The organism is Dellaglioa sp. L3N (genome assembly GCF_054941095.1).
In genome coordinates this window covers 1,414,236-1,429,941 of record NZ_CM142928.1, presented here as the reverse complement: position 1 = coordinate 1,429,941, position 15,706 = coordinate 1,414,236, and the positions used below count along the sequence as shown (strand labels likewise).

General features: G+C 35.1%; 22 protein-coding genes and 1 pseudogene. All 23 read left to right on the top strand.

Going from position 1 to position 15,706, the window contains the following annotated elements:
* The first annotated feature begins 10 nt into the window (after positions 1 to 10).
* The 23 genes and pseudogenes from ACVPPR_RS07285 to ACVPPR_RS07175 all read left to right on the top strand — a co-directional run bounded on the left by ACVPPR_RS07285 (position 11) and on the right by ACVPPR_RS07175 (position 15,332).
* The gene (locus ACVPPR_RS07285; RefSeq protein WP_462304007.1) at positions 11 to 871 is read left to right on the top strand and encodes a capsid protein; all 861 of its coding nucleotides are present in this window, start codon (positions 11 to 13) and stop codon (positions 869 to 871) included.
* Positions 872 to 932: 61 nt separating this feature from the next.
* The gene (locus tag ACVPPR_RS07280; RefSeq protein ID WP_462304006.1) at positions 933 to 1,286 is read left to right on the top strand and encodes a fibronectin type III domain-containing protein; all 354 of its coding nucleotides are present in this window, start codon (positions 933 to 935) and stop codon (positions 1,284 to 1,286) included.
* Positions 1,287 to 1,294: 8 nt separating this feature from the next.
* Positions 1,295 to 1,693 carry a hypothetical protein gene (locus ACVPPR_RS07275; protein ID WP_462304005.1) on the top strand — a complete coding sequence of 133 codons (399 nt, stop codon included), beginning with the start codon at positions 1,295 to 1,297 and terminating at the stop codon, positions 1,691 to 1,693.
* Entirely contained in the window at positions 1,690 to 2,037 is a 348-nt protein-coding gene (locus tag ACVPPR_RS07270; RefSeq protein WP_462304004.1) for a putative minor capsid protein, read from the top strand. The genes ACVPPR_RS07275 and ACVPPR_RS07270 overlap by 4 nt, the downstream gene beginning before the upstream one ends.
* On the top strand, positions 2,037 to 2,378 hold the full coding sequence (locus tag ACVPPR_RS07265) for a minor capsid protein (RefSeq protein WP_462304003.1): 342 nt from the start codon (positions 2,037 to 2,039) through the stop codon (positions 2,376 to 2,378). Before ACVPPR_RS07270 ends, ACVPPR_RS07265 begins: the two co-directional genes overlap by 1 nt.
* Complete coding sequence (locus ACVPPR_RS07260; protein ID WP_462304002.1) at positions 2,365 to 2,763, top strand: phage tail terminator protein; 399 nt, start codon at positions 2,365 to 2,367, stop codon at positions 2,761 to 2,763. Before ACVPPR_RS07265 ends, ACVPPR_RS07260 begins: the two co-directional genes overlap by 14 nt.
* Positions 2,764 to 2,775: 12 nt before the next feature.
* The gene (locus ACVPPR_RS07255) at positions 2,776 to 3,234 is read left to right on the top strand and encodes a phage tail tube protein (RefSeq protein WP_462304001.1); all 459 of its coding nucleotides are present in this window, start codon (positions 2,776 to 2,778) and stop codon (positions 3,232 to 3,234) included.
* A 25-nt stretch (positions 3,235 to 3,259) separates the two neighbouring features.
* Positions 3,260 to 3,511, top strand: a pseudogene (locus ACVPPR_RS07250) (Ig-like domain-containing protein); the annotation flags it as partial.
* 59 nt (positions 3,512 to 3,570) lie between these two features.
* Positions 3,571 to 3,996, top strand: a complete 426-nt coding sequence (locus ACVPPR_RS07245; RefSeq protein ID WP_462304000.1) for a hypothetical protein — start codon at positions 3,571 to 3,573, stop codon at positions 3,994 to 3,996.
* A gap of 14 nt (positions 3,997 to 4,010) precedes the next feature.
* Positions 4,011 to 4,625, top strand: a complete 615-nt coding sequence (locus tag ACVPPR_RS07240) for a Gp15 family bacteriophage protein (protein WP_462303999.1) — start codon at positions 4,011 to 4,013, stop codon at positions 4,623 to 4,625.
* Positions 4,618 to 8,256 carry a tape measure protein gene (locus ACVPPR_RS07235; RefSeq protein WP_462303998.1) on the top strand — a complete coding sequence of 1,213 codons (3,639 nt, stop codon included), beginning with the start codon at positions 4,618 to 4,620 and terminating at the stop codon, positions 8,254 to 8,256. Before ACVPPR_RS07240 ends, ACVPPR_RS07235 begins: the two co-directional genes overlap by 8 nt.
* Positions 8,256 to 9,080, top strand: coding sequence for a phage tail domain-containing protein (locus ACVPPR_RS07230; protein WP_462303997.1), 825 nt, complete (start codon positions 8,256 to 8,258; stop codon positions 9,078 to 9,080). Before ACVPPR_RS07235 ends, ACVPPR_RS07230 begins: the two co-directional genes overlap by 1 nt.
* A 9-nt stretch (positions 9,081 to 9,089) precedes the next feature.
* A complete protein-coding gene (locus ACVPPR_RS07225) occupies positions 9,090 to 10,193 on the top strand; it encodes a phage tail protein (protein WP_462303996.1) in 1,104 nt (367 codons plus the stop codon).
* Positions 10,186 to 10,539, top strand: coding sequence for a hypothetical protein (locus tag ACVPPR_RS07220; protein ID WP_462303995.1), 354 nt, complete (start codon positions 10,186 to 10,188; stop codon positions 10,537 to 10,539). Before ACVPPR_RS07225 ends, ACVPPR_RS07220 begins: the two co-directional genes overlap by 8 nt.
* A 3-nt stretch (positions 10,540 to 10,542) precedes the next feature.
* Positions 10,543 to 11,961 carry a metallophosphoesterase family protein gene (locus tag ACVPPR_RS07215; protein WP_462303994.1) on the top strand — a complete coding sequence of 473 codons (1,419 nt, stop codon included), beginning with the start codon at positions 10,543 to 10,545 and terminating at the stop codon, positions 11,959 to 11,961.
* Between the two features lie 13 nt (positions 11,962 to 11,974).
* Positions 11,975 to 12,703, top strand: a complete 729-nt coding sequence (locus ACVPPR_RS07210) for a hypothetical protein (protein ID WP_462303993.1) — start codon at positions 11,975 to 11,977, stop codon at positions 12,701 to 12,703.
* Positions 12,700 to 13,032, top strand: coding sequence for a DUF2977 domain-containing protein (locus ACVPPR_RS07205; protein WP_462303992.1), 333 nt, complete (start codon positions 12,700 to 12,702; stop codon positions 13,030 to 13,032). The genes ACVPPR_RS07210 and ACVPPR_RS07205 overlap by 4 nt, the downstream gene beginning before the upstream one ends.
* Positions 13,025 to 13,141 (top strand): XkdX family protein, encoded by a 117-nt coding sequence (locus ACVPPR_RS07200; RefSeq protein WP_462303991.1) that lies wholly within the window; start codon positions 13,025 to 13,027, stop codon positions 13,139 to 13,141. The genes ACVPPR_RS07205 and ACVPPR_RS07200 overlap by 8 nt, the downstream gene beginning before the upstream one ends.
* 30 nt (positions 13,142 to 13,171) lie before the next feature.
* Positions 13,172 to 13,411: a hemolysin XhlA family protein gene (locus ACVPPR_RS07195; RefSeq protein WP_462303990.1), complete on the top strand. Its 240-nt coding sequence runs from the start codon at positions 13,172 to 13,174 to the stop codon at positions 13,409 to 13,411.
* Positions 13,412 to 13,463: 52 nt separating this feature from the next.
* Complete coding sequence (locus ACVPPR_RS07190) at positions 13,464 to 13,688, top strand: phage holin (RefSeq protein WP_462303989.1); 225 nt, start codon at positions 13,464 to 13,466, stop codon at positions 13,686 to 13,688.
* Entirely contained in the window at positions 13,678 to 14,502 is an 825-nt protein-coding gene (locus tag ACVPPR_RS07185) for an N-acetylmuramoyl-L-alanine amidase (RefSeq protein ID WP_462303988.1), read from the top strand. The genes ACVPPR_RS07190 and ACVPPR_RS07185 overlap by 11 nt, the downstream gene beginning before the upstream one ends.
* A 157-nt stretch (positions 14,503 to 14,659) precedes the next feature.
* Positions 14,660 to 14,851, top strand: a complete 192-nt coding sequence (locus tag ACVPPR_RS07180) for a hypothetical protein (protein WP_462303987.1) — start codon at positions 14,660 to 14,662, stop codon at positions 14,849 to 14,851.
* Positions 14,838 to 15,332, top strand: a complete 495-nt coding sequence (locus ACVPPR_RS07175) for a DUF2335 domain-containing protein (protein WP_462303986.1) — start codon at positions 14,838 to 14,840, stop codon at positions 15,330 to 15,332. Before ACVPPR_RS07180 ends, ACVPPR_RS07175 begins: the two co-directional genes overlap by 14 nt.
* Positions 15,333 to 15,706: the final 374 nt, after the last annotated feature.

Sequence of the window (15,706 nt, the reverse complement as noted above, 5' to 3'; positions counted from 1 at the left end):
GGGTACTAACATGCCAGTCGCATTAAACAGTAAAGACTTAGCAACATTAGATCAAAAATTAGCAGCAGATTCTCAAGTATTTGAATTATTAAAGGGAGGCGCTAAGGCGGTAACTAGTGCTGATTTCGTAGGTGTAAAAGAAGTTCGTGTTAATACAATGACTGGATTCACCGCATCAACGTACAAACGTAATGGTGATAACAGCCGAGCTAAATTAGATATTTCGAAGAAAACTTTGGAATTAATGCAGGAACGTTGGATGGCTTACGATTTAGACGTACTTGATACAGAAGAAAATTTTGCAAACACAGTTGCTAATGCAGTTGAAGAACATACGCGTCTAGTTGCTATTCCAGAAAAGGATAAAACGGCAGTCACAGCCTTAGTAACAAATGCAGGTAAGATTGTTGAGGAAGATGTTACAGAAGATAACGCCTTATCAGTATTTGATGAGGCAGAACAATATATGACTGATACAGAAGTCATTGGACCTTTTATCATGTTCGCATCAAGCGCTTATTACAAGGCTCTTAAAAACAGCCCTAAAGTGGCTAAGACATTCACAACTAACGAAGTAAATCTTTCAGGTATTAACCGTAAAGTGGCTACTCTTGATAATGATATTCCCATTGTTAAAGTTGCAAAATCACGTTTACAAGTCCTTAAAGATGGTGCCATTAACTTTATCTTAGTGCCTTTAAATGTTGCAATGCCTATCGAAAAATACAATTCAGTTGATGTAATTGACGCTTCAACAGATCGTGACGGTTACCGTACAACTGTTAAAGGTTTAGATTACTATGACGTTCTTGTTTTAGAAAATGCTAAACCAGCTATTTACATGAGCAAAGCTAAGGTTACGGCACCCTAATCCTCGCCCAGAGGTAGTAACTGGGGTTAGTGCAACTGATTTAACTGATAGTTCTGTTAAATTGGCATGGGACGCTAACGAAAAGGCTAAAAGTTGGATAGTACATCATGATTTAGGCAGTGGTAAGCCAGAAGATGCGACTATGATGCATTACGTTGAAGGTACAGAATTAGTGTTTAATGATGAGCTATTTGGTAGTGCTTTATCAGGTAAAACAATTAATTTTTACGTCCAGGCATTCAATGAAACATTCAAGGGTAAGGATGAGATTGAAAAAGCTCAAAATGCAAACACGACCGGTTACGGGTCTGAGTGGTCCGAAGCGGTTAAGGTGGAATTTGCGTCTGATAAATCAGTAGCAAAAGTAGACGCAAAATCAGCAGCTAAAAAAACAACTAAGGCAGTTGAAAAGTAGGTGGTTAGATGTATCTAACGTATGCAGAATATACTGAATTAGGTTATAAAAATGTTAACGAAAATGAGTACGATCAATTTGAAATGATTGCTGAAGATACGCTTGATTTTGAAACATCAGCCTTTTATAAACGAAATGATTTAGAAAAGGATAGTTTTACCTTTAGAAGAAATCAGTTTAAAAGGGCTATGGCAATCCAAATTAATTACATGAACGAAAGTGGCTTCACGAGTGTGGAGATGCTTAATAGCACACTTTCATCCATGTCAATTGGTCGTACTTCGTTATCTAAAGGTGGAAGCTCTAGTAATGGTTCTGACGGATCTAAAACGTCCTTGATTACAAGTGATGCCAAAAACGTTTTATACCATACTGGCTTACTTTATAAGGGAGTTGGCTACGTATGACGGGTATTCCTAAAGTTCCTAGGTCATTTACACCACATACGATTCAATACTTCGAGTATTTGGGCGTTGATGATTATGATAAGCCAATGTTTGCTGAACCTGTCACGGTTGAATATGTTAGATTTGATGACTCGCTCCAATCGTCTTCCAACTTAACGGAACAAACTAGACAGTTTAATGCTGTTTGCTTTGTTTATCGTGATACATCAACACCGTTTTTAGACGATTTCGCATTGCGTTCTAAGCTTATATTTAATGGGAACGAGTACATCATTAAGAATGATGTTAAAGTTTCGCACCCGTTTAAAAATGAAGCATGGGCACACGAGTTGGAGGTGTTGTAGTGGGAAATGTCAAAGTAGATGTTGATTTTAGTAGTATTAATAAAACGTTTAGTCAGGGCAATGTTGACTACGCACGTTACGTCATGGCCAATCAGATTCATAAGGATATGGAACCATTTGTTCCTATGGAAAGTGGCGATTTACGTGATATTTCTCATTTAGATGAAAATTCTAATATCAATTACACAATGCCTTATGCCTCTAGATTGTTTTATCAACAGATGACTAATTATACAACACCAGGTACTGGTCCTCGTTGGGATTTAGTGGCGAAGAGTCTTTACATTAGCGATTGGCAAAAGGTGTATGCAAAGGGGTTGTTGAAGCATGGCTGGAATTGATTTGAAACAACAAATTTGTAATTTTGTGAATTCTTTAGACGGTAATTTTCATTGTAAATTTGGGGCGCTATTGTCTGATGATTCAATTGTTTTAAACGAAGTTGCAGGAGGTCAAACGTCGCGTGTTTATATGGATGACATTAAGGACATGCGGTTGAATTATGAGTTTGCTTGCAAATCTAAAGATATTCAAAAAATTGAATTAGCACTTAATAAAATTGCTATATCTGTCGACAATTTAGACGATTTACCGAGTGAAAATAATAGTTATGAATTTAACAATATTAAAACAACATCAATGCCGTTTCCGTCAGCTAAAGACGAGAGCGGTTATTTTATTTACCGCTTATTAATTCAAGCAGAAATTACAACAATCAAAAATTAGGAGAGTGAAATAATGTCAAGATCAAAAAACGCACTACGTGGTCATTTTATTGCACCGTTTGACCCAGAAAAACCAACAGTTCAACCAGAAGAAGATGAATTTTTAGAATTAGCTAAATTTATTTCATCAATTGGGGATGATACTGATGAGGAAACAGATGATACGCCTATGTACGATGGTGATGGTTCTAAAAATATGGAAGTCATTTCTGTTTCGGGCGCTTACAGTCCAGAAGGATTCTACGATCCAGAAGATCCTGCGCAAGCGCTTATCGCCTCGATGAAATACAAAATCGGGGATGGCCGTAAGCTTTGGCACAAAGTAGTATCAGCAGATGGCGCAAAACAATGGGTAGGTCCTGCAACGGCTACCGATATTATTGCCGGTGCTGGAGATGCTGGGGATTACGAAGAATTCAGTTGCACGATCACGTACAACAAGATTCCCGAAGAAACAACGGTGACACCCTGATAAGCCTGACCCAACAAACGTTAAATTAAGTAAAAAAACTTTAATGTTGGGAGTTGGAAAAACAGATAGTAGCGTGACTGCTTCTATTGAACCAACTGGCGCGAATCAAGAAATGACAGTTACGAGTGCAGATGTCAAAATTGCTACCATAACTTTGAATAGTGGCAAATTAGAGATTAAAGGTATTGCAGTTGGAACTGTAAAAGTTAATGTATCAAGTAAAAATAAACCAACAGTTAAATCGGAATTGTCCGTGACTGTAGAAGCTGCAGAATAAGTTAAACAGAAAGGGGCTAGGGTAAAACCTAGTCCCTATTTTTTTAGGAGGAATATAAAATGGCAATTGTAATTAAACAAAAAACAACGGTGATCCCTGTAGAATTTGAGGGAACAAATGGTAAAACGACTCATAAATTTGAATTTAACGCAACAGATGATAAATTAGAAAATTTTAGAAAATCATTGAATGAAAGCTATAAAAAAATTAAAAGTATTGATAAAAACAAAGAAGGTTTAACAGCGGAAAAACAAGAGATTAAAATGATGAACATTATCAAAGAAACATTAGATGATATGTGTGGAGAAGGGGCATTTGAAAAACTTTACAAGGAAACTAAAAGTAAAGTCATTATGGTTAGTTATGTATTTTCAATTGGAGAAGGATTAGCTGGTGAAATTGATAAATTAGGTATTTCAGGCAAAACACAAAAAGAAATGGCTGATAAATATTTGAAAGATAAAAAAAGAAAATCAAATAAATAAGAGAGGTGTAGATTATGCTCTCCCTTGCTAATTCCGAAGAAAATGAAATTGAATTTAATGGCATTTTTTATAACGTTGATACTTCTTTTAATAATATTATCAAAGTGATTAATTTTTGTAAGGAAAAAATAGATAATAATGAATTTTTTTATAGAATCTTTTTTGGATTAACAATTGATGAAGTTCCTGATTTGGGGTCATTTGATGAAAATAATAAACAATATTCGGAACTTGTTAATGGGATATTGAATAATTTTATATTTTTAAATAAGGCGGCTGATGTTGTTGAATATGATTTAAGCGGAAATCCCCTTCCACGAAAGTATGCAAGTAAAAATAAGAGTGATTATGATCTAGATTTTGATTCTGACCTTATTTACTCTGCATTTATGCAAACGTATGGCATTGATTTGATTGATCAACAGGATAAATTAAGTTGGTCTCGATTTAATGCTTTACTGAATAGCCTTCCTGACAATACTAGATTTGTTCAAGTGAGAGATATTAGAACAAAGGAGTTACCGAAGGGGAAAGGTACAGCTAAAGAAAGACGAGAATTGTTAAAAGCTAAAAAAAGATTTGCATTACCTGGACAAAAAATAGAAGGAAAGGAGGAAGAAAATGAGTAGCGATGGGACTGTTAAAATATCCGTTATTTCTGATGCTAAACAAGCTATAAAGAATCTGAATGATTTAATGAGAACAGCTAGTGGGATTGGTCGAACGGATGGACCAAATAAATTAAAAAATGATATAGACAGCGTTGGTGACTCAGCTAGGAAATCAATCGGTGGAGTTAAAAGTATGGTCACATCTTTAGGATTAGTTAAGGTTACTAGTATAGCATTTAACACTTTAAAAGATTCGATGGATGGAGCTATTAAACGTGTTGATACTTTAAATAATTCCAATAGAGTGTTTAAAAACATGGGTTTTACAACAAAAGATATAACTCAAACGATGGATAATCTTAAAAGCAGCATTCAAGGGTTGCCTACTCCGTTGGATGGAGCTGTACAAGGCGTTCAATTAATAGCGTCATCAACGAATGATTTAGGTAAATCTCAAAAAATATTTGCTGCGTTAAATGATGGAATACTAGGTTTCGGTGGGACAACAGATCAAGTTAATAATTCAGTAATTCAATTATCACAAGCTTTTTCAAATGGTAAAGTCGATGCTGAAACTTGGAATTCTATGATAGATTCGGGTTTGGGACCAGCATTGAATGCTTTAGCTAAAGAAATGGGTATGACTTCTGGACAATTAAAATCAGGTTTGTCTGATGGAAGTGTTAGTGTTTCTAAGTTTCAAGATGCATTAATTAATCTTGATACAAAAGGCGGCGGTGGTCTGAAGTCGCTGTACAAAATTGTACAGGATGCGACTAGTGGTATAGGAACGTCTATTTCTAATATGAAAACAGCGGTAACTCGTGGACTGGCTAACTTAATAGCGGCATTTAATAATTTGTTGGAAACTGTTTTAGGAACAGATATATCTACTATTATTACTAATAGTGGTGCACGTACAGAGGCAGCTCTTAATAAGTTAGTTAAGCTATTAAATACATTAGGGCCTAAAATTAAGGAACTTTTAGATTTTGTGACAAAGCATCAAGATGTATTTAAAACATTAGCTGTGTCTATTATGGCGGGCGCTACTGCTTTTTTTGTAATGCAGGGGGCTATTGTAGCTTACAATGTTGTAAGTACAGCAATAGCAGTAACTAAAAGCTTTATAGTAACATTGCAAATATTGAAGTTAGCTTTTATTGAATCGTCTGCATCTGCTGGTGTGGCAACAAGTGCATTTCGAGCGCTATCTTATGTATTTGGTAGTACCACAGTTATAGGAGTATTAATTGTTGCAATAGCAGCGTTAGTCGCTGGATTAACATATTTCTTTACTAAAACAAAAAAAGGTCAAGAAATATGGGCCTCATTTATGAAAGCCTTAAATAAGGGAATGGAAAATGCTGAACAAGGTTTTAATGAATTTATTCAAAAATTTGGACAGTTATTAACTGCTGTACAGTCCAATTTAAATGTTATGAAACAAGGGTTTGAACAATTTTCATCTGTTGTAAAAAGCGCTTTAAATGTTGTGGGAGCTAAATTCGGACAATTATTATCGGCTATACAGCCAGGTTTGAAAATTATGAAACAAGAATTTATAGATTTAGGAACTAGCATAAGTAGTTTTTTTAGTCCAATAATAGATGGTGTTAAAACTAAAATAGACCAGTTGGCTACTAGAATGGGAGTTGCTGGTCAAGGAATTAAAGGTATTTTCGGTAAGGCAATAGAAGCTATTGCACCGCTACTTGAAAAATTTGGTGGATCGCTTGGATATGCTGGGACAGCCTTAAGCGTTGTCGTTACTGCGCTTAAGTTTGCTGCTTTGGCTTTTTTAGGCGTAAGTGGACCAATGGGGCTTGTGATTGGATTAGTAACCAGTTTTGTTATGGCTTGGATAAAAACAGGTGATTTATCAGCTGACGGAATAACAAAAGTGTTCGATAATTTATCTGCAACCATTGAAACAGTCACTGCAACTATAGAAAAATATTTACCGGAAATTATTGCTACCGGAACGGACATTATCGTTAAACTAGTAGAAGGTATTACCACAGCAATTCCGATGATTGTTGATGCAATGATAGGAATTATAGATAAATTAATAGATGCCATTACATTGGTACTACCTGTCTTAATAGAAGCAGGAACTAACATATTAGTAGCGCTTTTGAATGGGATTATTACAGCTTTACCGCAGATAGTGGATGCAGTTATAACAATTGTTAACACTTTGTTGAACGCCATCTTGCCACTATTACCTATGATATTGCTCGCAGGGATACAGATATTGATAGCGTTAATAAATGGGATAGTTCAAGCTTTACCTCAACTTATAACTTTATTCGTCACACTTGTTCCTCAAATTATAGCAACACTTGTTTCACTATTACCAATGCTCATGAATGCTGGTATCCAAATATTAATGGCGCTTATTAGTGGAATTATTAGCATCCTGCCGCAATTAATAAGTGTATCAATTCAACTTATTATGGCAATTATAAATGCATTAATAATTAGTCTACCCATGATTATAGACGCAGGTGTAAAGATACTTATGGCATTAATAAGCGGGATAATTAAAATATTACCCGTCTTAATAGAAGCAGCAATTGAACTTATATTAGCTATTGTAAGTGCTCTGATAAAAAGTCTACCCATGATTATAGACGCAGGTGTAAAGATACTTATGGCATTAATAAGCGGGATAATTAAAATATTACCTCAATTAATAGAAGCGGCACTTAGAATTATATTGGCTTTAGTAAATGCTTTAATAACCAACTTGCCTAAAATAATAAGTGCGGGTGTTAAATTATTGATTGCGTTAATTGATGGATTAATTAAGGTACTACCACAATTGATTGTAGCAGCATTGAGAATTATTGTTGCGCTAGCTAACGCTTTAATAGACAATATGCCTAAAATTATAAGTGCAGGTGCGCAAGTTGTGATGGCACTTATTAAGGGCATTGGTCAACTACTTGGAGAACTACTTAGCAAGGGTGGTGAAATGGTAGGTAAAATTGGCGCAGGAATTGGTAATGCTATAGGAGATATGGTAAACGCTGGTAAAGCTATTGTATCTGGCTTATTAGATGGTTTAGTCGAAGGATTTGAATCTGTAAAAAATACTGTTAGCGGTTGGGCTACTTGGATTAAAGAGCATAAAGGTCCTATTTCTTATGATAAGAAGTTACTTGTTGAAAATGGTAATGCTATCGTGTTTGGATTAAATCGTGGATTAAACGATAAATTCAGTTCAGTTCAAAAAACTGTAAAAAATATGACGCAAATGATTAACGACACAGTAGAAGATGGATTGAATACAGATCCATTTGCAGAGCTATCTAATGTATCTATGCCAAGCCTTGAGGGTTTCAGAAATGGAACTATTACGGCTGAGAGCATGCTATCTGGTTCACAATCTGGACAAACAAGTAACTACTCTACCTATAATTCAAATGTTAATAATACAACAAATAACACGGTTGCAGATAACATGAGTAAAATGGCTGATAAGATTGTTGCAAGCAACGAACGAGTTGTGGGCCAGCTTAAAAACTTAGCTAGTACCAACCAAACGGCTATTTATTTGGACGGCGATAAGGTTTCTAGAAACACTAGTGAACGCCAAGCGGCTGATTATAGATCGTTAAGTTACCTAGAGGGAGGAATCTAATGACTTCAAAATATTGGGTAAAAGCAATAATTGGTGGTAAGGAATTTAATTTAACGGATTTGTTGAGTTTAGATTTAATTGAAGTTGATTTATCAAGCCCTAGTTATTCTAGCAATAATATTTCACGAAAAGGAATAGACGGCGAATTGCCGATAAACGGGAGTTATGCACCGCTTAAATTAGATATTAAATTCAAGCTAAAAGCACATGATAATTATGATTATCACATGATTTTAAGAGAAGCAAATGATATTTTATGTGGCAATAAGCCATATTATATTATTCATGAAAAAAGTCCTGGCATGATGTACGCCGTGGATAGCTGTGATATTTCAAGAAGTCGAACAAGTGCTAATCGTGCTGATGTTACGTTGAGTTTTAACATTTATAAAGGATTTTCAGAGTCGCTTGGGACGATGTTAGATATGTTCAATTACGACGCTGAAAAGTGGCAAATCGGTCAGAACTTGCCAAATGGCGAAGACCTACAGTACGTATTTCAACGGAATTCTTTTTCTGTGTATAATGCATCGTCGTTTGAGGTTAATCCACTTATGGGTCATCAGCTGGACATTGCCTTGACGTGTGAAGGGATGCCGACAATTAGGAATGTGACTAATGGGAGTTCTATCAGTTTTAAGAAACAGGTAACTAAATCAAATGTTTTATTGTTGAATGGTGTCTATCCTTATTTAGATGATAAACGCTGTGGTCGAAATACGGACCATGGAATTATCAAGCTGGCTAAGGGTTGGAATAATATTAAAATAACGAACGCTAATAATGTTAATATTGCTTTTAATTTTCACTACCTATATCGATGAGGTGAGTATATGGATTATTTAATTATTACTGATCACAAAAAAGAATATGAAGAAATCATGACTGGGATTGATTACGGTAGTTTTTCATATGATTATGAGAAAAATAGCAAGCGGACGATTACGTTCACAATGTATAGAGCCGAGCAAAGTGAATTACCTTATGTTTTGGCTGTTAATGAGGCGGAGATTATGTATCATAATCAAACTTATATCATTAAAACGGTTGATGAAACGCAAAGTGGTAATGTCTTTTCAAAAGCTATCGTTGCTTATCATGTGATGTTTAGCGTGCAGGATTGGGTCATTGATAAAAAGAACGAAGGGACCAAAACCTATTCAATTAATGATGTGGTTAATTTTTGCTTAAAAGATAATAAACTAGGATTCACGTTTGCTTTTTCAGGCACTTTTGGAAAAGTGAAGATTGAAAATCTAGGTGAGATTAATGGGATGACCACATTAACGACAATCGCTGATAAATTTGGTGCCATTTATTTTGCTGACAATAAAAAAATAACTTTTTATACCGAAGAAAGTTTTTATATTCCAGCTGAAAAAACATTTCGATACCAATATAATACGAATGATGTAAAAGTGGCCACCGACTCAACGACGTTAAAGACGTACGTTCATGCATACGGAAAAGCTAAAGATGATAACAAAGGTTATTTTGCGGAGACGATATATAAGTCTCCATTTATTAACGAGTTAGGTATTAGAATGGCTGACCCAATCCATGACGATCGTTTTACAGATGTAAAGTCGCTAGCAGCGTACGCAAAATCTCAACTGCAAGACGTGCCAGAAACATCTTTGACACTTAATTACACGCAGACGGAAGAAATTAACGAGCGTGAACTGTGGTACTTCATCCATGAGAAAATGGGTTATGAAACAGATGTTAAATTAATCAGTTTGAATAAAGGGCATGAGTTTGCTTATCGTGTCCCAACACTAACGTTTAACAATTCCAAAAAGGATATGGTACGAATCCAGCGAAGCATTGCCACGAACATGAAAAATCAGGTTAAAAAAATAGATACTGTTTCAAAAAACGTTCAGATTTCATTTGATAGTCGAATTTTAAGAGAGATGGTGGGAACAGTTGACTGATATTGCACAGTTAAAAGGAAATGACGGTGTTGGTTTCTATGTTAGGACGCATGTGGATGCGATAATTGGATTAGATGATTATTTAATCGGGAAACTACCAACTTTTGTGATAGCCGATGAGTTAAATGATGGATTAATGTCGAAAGAAATGTATGTCAAATTATTGTTGTTACAAGTTTACGAACCGGCCACCGAACTAAAAGACGGCCTGATGACATCGTTGGATAGAATACAAATGAACAAACTAAACGCTGAATCGTTAGAGATTAACTCTCCAAACGGGACAGCGTTTTTGATTACCGTTTCAAATGACGGAAAATTATTAGTGAATAAGAAAGGGGTTTAAATAATGAAGCTTCCAAACCTATTTTTAAAAGATGAACCAAGTCCAATGCAGAATCGAGAAGCACGCAACCAGAAACAATTTAATTGGGATTCATTGCGAAATTTTGGTAAAGGTGTAGGTGGATTTCTAGAAGATTCTGTCAATGAAGTAAATGATGCTGTAGAAGACGCCGATGATCGTGTTGGAGATTTAGAAGACCGCTATGATGACCAGATTGCTGGAGCTACTGATTTGGATGAAGTGATTGATGCGCGGAAACCTAAAAATGTGAATGGATATAAGACGTTGGGCGAGCGATTAGACAAGGAATACAATGAATTGCCATTTACGGAAACAGATACCGAGGTAAAAGAAGTGTTTAAGCAGCCCTTGGCTAGATTAGGCAGTAAGATTAATCAAAAAAACTTTAATATGGCATTTTGGACGGATGCACATTTCCAGCGCGAAGTAAAAGGCTATCCATACGGCTATTTAAGTATGAATCATCTCAATAACGTGTTGGCTGTCCAGGATAAAGTAGATGTGATAGTTGCTGGTGGGGATAACAATAATAGTTATTCGTTAGGAGTTGATTTAGTTAAACATAATTTGACTGAAATATCTGAAAGATTCTTATTTAAAGGGACAAGTGCAGATAGATTTCTGTTATTAGGTAATCATGATAATGGGGATTTCAGAAGCTATTCAGGTAGACTAAACAGACCACTTCACATTGAAGATATTGCGAGCGAGGATTATTTGAAGGAAGCATACCATACCGGTGATAGATTGTTTGATGAAGTCAGAAATGGAGATAGCCTGTATTTTTATAAAGATTATCCAGATAAGAAAATAAGAGTAATTGGGATTAATACAATGGATATCGATGATACGTTAACCAAAGAAGATGGTTCGTTGAAATACATTCGATTACACGATTTTGCAGTCAGACAAGAACAACTACAATGGCTGGCAGAAGTAGCATTGGCTAACGTTCCAGAAGATTATCACACGATGGTAGTCACGCATGCGCATGCAACGCTAGATTCAAATGGTAGTGGAGATTCTATAGAAACGCATCGTAATTTTGGATTGATGATGAATCTTTTAGAAGCTTTTAAACAAGGAAATAATGTGACATTAAACGGAATAGAAGAAGATTTCAAGGTAAATGTGACGGCTAATTTTTCAAAACAAGGCGCTAGAAATTTTATTGGTTACTTTAATGGTCATGTTCATGATGAACGAATCAGTGTCTATACACAATTTGGTAGCACATATACATGTTGCTGCTTATTGAATTCAATTGATTATAAAATTGATGAACGTCCATTGGATACGCCTGAAGAAGATGCTTGGACGGTTATTTCTGTTGATACAATAAATAGAAAAGTAAATTTAATCGGTTTTGGAGCGGCGACGGACAGAGAATTTACATATTAAAGGAGGATACGGAATGTCGACATTAAAAGGAACACTTAATATGCTGTATCGAATGATTAAAGAACACGCAGGAGCAGGCGATAAAGCTCATTCAGTGGCAGATACAGAGCATAATGGATTTATGAGTTCAAAACAAAGTGACGAATTGGACGCTGCGAGTGGTCGACGCACGGTATTACCTGTAGGAGCGGATGTATTTACGTTAACGCCTGGACATTACGAGGGAGTTAACATGATTAATTCCCCCAATAACGGTTTAGTAGAAATTGATGTATCTATTGGTGCAGGTGGCAGAAAACAAATTTTCTTATGCGTTTCAAGTACTGGACAATTATGGTCATACACTTGGCATTCTACTGGTAGTGTCGATAATTTTGGTTGGATGTCCATTCCACGTAGGAAGACACTGTGGGCTGGATCGCTACACTCACCTGGTCAAAACATGACACTTAATGATTCACTTTCAAAATTTGATTATTTAAACGTCGAATTCGACAATGGGGCTATTGGCCGAAGCGTGACAAAAATATTAATTTCTGGCGGAAATGTTGAATCAATGAATCAAGCCAAATCAGATTCTTATGCAGAAATTTCTTTATACGAGGCTGGTGTTTGGAAAAAAACAGACACCAGCATGACGCTGGTAACGAATAGGAAAATGCATTTAAGCGGAACAAATGGGTTAGTGATAGATGATAGTGGCTTGGGAGCAATCGTTAAAATAGAGGGGGTGATTGAATGATTAAAATTAGTTTAAATCACTTAAATGAGGTTATTAATTTTGCTAAAATTGGTGATATTGAAAATTCAATTGAATACGTTGGCGTAATCCCAGACGATTTTGAAGTTAAATTCAAACCGTCTTTTTTTATGCTTGAAAATGATGTGATTATCGGTAATCCGGACTATAAAGAACCGGTCATTGAGGAACCAAGTAAGGTCCCAACTAAAACGGATAAAACAATCGCACAATTAATGTTACAGCAAGCGCAGCAAAAGCTGGCCCAGGATAAATTTAACGCTCAAATGTTGTTAGAGATAGCTAAATCAAAGGAGAATACAAATGTTTGATTATATTAAGACATATTATGAAATGGGATTGTATACAAAAGAAAATCTAGAGACGTTTCAAACGTCAGGCATGATCACTGTGGGAGAATATGGTGAATTAGTTAAATAAAAAATTCAAAAATGAAATGAGGTGATGAGATTGGATAACGATAAAGATGTGGTTGACCGTTTAGCTCGCATTGAAACAAAACTAGATGTTTTTAATAAGGTCGAAATAAAAGCAAATGATGCGGCTAGAGTGGCTGATAAGGCTTACATGATTGCGAAAGAAAATAAGAAACAAATCGTCGAAATTAAAGATAACAATAAATGGATTTGGGGCTTCGTTATCACATTTGCATTAACGTTAATCACAGGATTTTTAACACATACGATTTAGCAGGCATCATAAATAGGTGTCTATTTTTATACAAAAAATTAGGAGGAAACATATGAAAAATATTAATGTAAATTGGCATTCGAAAGCACTCTGGGTATCACTAACCAGTCTATTCATTGTGTTACTTGAACAAGTATTTGCTTTATTCGGTTTATCGCTACCAGAAGGATTTGAGAGTCAAGTAGGCGGATTAATTAACACACTATTAACAATGGGCGGGTTATTTGGGATTGTATATGACACAACTACAAACAAAGGAGAACATCATGACTTATAAAATAAATAAAACATTCGCATTATCAGGGGCACAAGGCGATGCAAGAAAAGCTAAAAATAACGTTATTGTCCTGCATGATGTCGGTAACATGGGTACAACTGGTAAAGCTAATGCCTCATATGCCAGGGACAATTGGGGAAATGCATATGTCCAGTTCTTTATTGATGGTGACACTGTCTACCAAGTGGGCGAACCAGGCTATGTAGCATATGGTGCTTTTGATTGGGCAAATGAAAATTCACCAGTTCAGATTGAAATTGATAACCAAACGGATCCAGCTAAATTTAAAAAGAGCTATGCTACATTTATTGCTTTAACTCGTGATATGGCCAAGAAATATGATATTGATTTAGACTTAGATACTAAGCATGATTATGGGATTAAAACACATAAATGGGTATCCGATAATAAAACGGGTAATCATCAGGATCCATATGCCTACTTGGCTAAGATGGGTATCTCAAAAGCACAACTCGCTAAAGATTTAAAGAATGGTGTCGGTTCATCAGCTAAACCTAACAAGCCAAGCGCACCAAGTAAACCCAATAAGCCTAGTGTATCAACAGGTATTAAATGGATTGCGCAAAAAGGAACGTTTAAATTAAATTCAAACTTGCCATTAACAAAAGACGCTAGTGGTAAGGGTGCTTTAATCGCTAATATTGGTAAAGGTCAATCTATTGATTACAACGCTTATGGAATTGGTAATGGTTACGTCTGGATTAGACAACCACGAGGTAATGGATATGGTTACATGGCTACTGGTAACGCAGCGAACGGTAAACGTAAAGATTACTGGGGTAGTTTTAAATAATTAAATGCTAAAATTAAAGCCAACTTCTTATTGATTTAAGAGGTTGGCTTTTTTATTTTGACTTATTTCAATTCTTATTTTGAAAGAAAGTTTATTACTTTTTAATTCAAGTGTAGTACAATAAGTTAATAAGTTAATTAATAGGAGGTAGTAGAGCATGCAAAATTTTATTAATATAACAGTTAAGACCATTAGTGATGCAGTTGCTTTTTCAGATATTTTAAAACTTTCTAAAAAGGATACTCCACATAAAAATCAGTCAAAAACTGTAGGTGGATTTACTAATAAAGATTGGGAAAATATTGGTAGTGATATGAAGCGAGGAATAATACAGTTTGGAAAACAATAATGAAAATAGTTTAGCAAATAATTCCAATAATCTAGATAAAGACGACCAAGAAATACTTGATCAGGTTAAAAATCTTCCTATTTCAGAAAATGAAAAAGAAGATATAATTGCTACTATGGAAATGTACAGTGGTCCCATTCCTCATCCTAAAATATTAGCAGGTTATCAGGCGCTTTATCCTGATGCTGCAGAGAAAATAATTGAAAATGGATTAGAAGAATCACGTCATAGAAGAACACTAGAAACAGCTCGTCAGAAACGCAGAGGAAATTTAGCGTGGGCATCCATGATTATTCTTACTATAGTTTGTGTTGTTTTTATGATTTTTTCATTTGAATTAATTATGACAGGACATACTGCAATAGGATCAGTTTTTGGCGCTGGCTCTTTTTTAACATTTTTAGGAACATTGGTAAATAATGTTACTATATTGTCGGGAAATAATGATATATCATCAGAGAATAATGATAAAGATAATTAAATAGAAGATAAAGCCTATCTCTTAATTGAGGTAGGCTTTTTGTTTGGTTAAAAATAATTAAACATTAACAAAAATAATGTTTTGTCAAAGTTCGATATACACGTAATTGTCCAACTTCAACAAAAAAATTAATTTGTTGAAGTCTTATTTTCTCAATTAACCTAAAATATTCCAAAACGCAGTCATATCAGTTAGTCTGTTTTTTATTAATTAAACTAAAATGTTTTTTCTACTATTGATATAGTTAGTTATAAGACATCAAATAATAGTTGATTGTAATAAAAAATTCAACTCGTAATATAGATACGAATTGAATCAGAAAATAGCTATTATTCTACGTTAACCACACAAAAACCACACAAAACGTCTAAAAA